Here is a 1,736-nt window from a genome sequence, read left to right as displayed (position 1 = left end):
ACCCCATCGAGCGCCCCTGCCCAGCCCATGATTTTTTGCTTCGCGTCTCCGACAGCGGTTATCGCGGTTGACGTATCCTTGAACAACGTCTTGATCAGCTTGTATTGTGGACCTGTACAATCTTGAAATTCGTCCAAAAATACATGGCTGTAAGCGATGTTGATTGATCGCTTGATCATCGGATGCTGTTCGATGAGATTTTGCGCCAATGGCACCAACTCCTTGAACGCAACCTGGACGCTCTTCACGCGAACGGTGCCGACTTTGAATCCCTGGTCCAGGCGATCCTTTCCTGTCAGAAGCGGCCGGTAGATCGCAATAATTCGACGCGCAAAGGCGTCGAACGTCATGCTGTTGAGACGGTGGGCATAGTCAAGTCCTGAGCGATCCCTCACCCGCCTACGCAGGGTGTGCGCCGCATCGGTTTTAAACGAGATCGCCAAGATCCTTTTTGGATAGCGGCTCGTGCCGGTCCTGAGCAAAAAGTCGGCGCGCTGAGCGAGAAGCTCGGTCTTCCCTGATCCAGGATTAGCAATGACCACACTGTTGCCATGAAGAGCCGTAATCGCCGCTTTTGCGCCGGGCTCCAACATCTCGATGGCAACCGGACTCCACTGAGCTGGCGTAATCATTCCGCGTCTGCCGCCAAGATGGTGACCACACGCTGACAGAGGTATTTCAGGGTCTTGGGGGCATCCGCTCTCAGATCTTCATCAGTCAGGTTGGCCAAGGCTTGAAGATGCGCTACCGGCTTACTGGCGAGTTTGAACAGGCGGTGGTAGTCGTGAAACAGACTGCGCGACTTTGGTCCGTAGTGCTTGGCGATTCCACTCTTTCCCAAGACCGCACCGAGTAAGTCATCGCCATCTTCCAACGGCTGCTCAGTGGCGCCGTAGGCATCTGGAAACTGCCGCATCATAGCGAAATCAAGATCAATCGGGGCCGAGAAGAAGACCCCTGCTCCTCTGAGGAAACGCACTTCCTCGATGAAAGCGTCCCCTTTGCAAGACGCTTTCCATCCAGGAAGCGCTTTGACTTCGGCATCGGTGCGCACCGGGTGGCCGTTTGGAAACTTGCGCAGATAGCCATGTGCCACTTTAACGCGCCCCCATCCTCCACCGAAGCGACCATAGTCAAGGTCAAGGAGAGTGACGTAGGGGATTCGCAAACTCGATAACAGGCGCCAGAAGTGATTGACATGACGCCCTCCAAGCGGCGCCACGCAGACACTGGACGCATCCGCTTCGACGCCCATGGCACTGAGCATGCGATGGAGCACGATGTCTTCGCTATCGCCTTCGCCCAGAACAACCAGCTTGGCAAAGTAGACCTCGGGATATGCCATGACCGCCTGGCGAACGAATTTTCCCGCTTCCCCTGCCTCATCCGGAAGAACAATTTCACTGACTTGCGTAATGCGATCAGCGTCAAGCCGGAGATGTCGGATGTGATCTGGATCAGCTCTGCGCAACATGGCGGGAGAGTGCGTGGCTACAATAGCTTGCCCGCCGGACTCGTCTTTGAGGTCTCGAAGTGCCTGGGTGACCCGCCCCAGATACTGGGGCGAGAGGCTGTTTTCAGGCTCTTCCACTGCAAGCAAAGTGAAAGCCGCTGGCCTCAGCCGAGCTAGATCAAAGGGTGTATCTGCGTCGGCCAACGCCGCGACATCAACTGCATGAGCAGCCAGCACCAGCGAGATGTAGAGCATTGACTGCTGGCCGTCGCTGAGCCGCTCA

2 protein-coding genes are annotated in these 1,736 nt (G+C 56.3%); both read right to left on the bottom strand.

All coding sequences use genetic code 11. From position 1 onward, the window contains the following. Positions 1–632 (bottom strand): UvrD-helicase domain-containing protein (locus AC1DQP_RS20215; RefSeq protein ID WP_478052392.1); only part of this gene is annotated, 632 nt, incomplete at its 3' end. Continuing rightward, positions 629–1,736 (bottom strand): ATP-dependent nuclease (locus AC1DQP_RS20210; protein WP_478052391.1); only part of this gene is annotated, 1,108 nt, incomplete at its 5' end. The genes AC1DQP_RS20215 and AC1DQP_RS20210, both read right to left, overlap by 4 nt.

The organism is Stenotrophomonas sp. P5_A8 (assembly GCF_056400545.1).
This window is presented reverse-complemented; position numbering and strand designations above follow the sequence as displayed.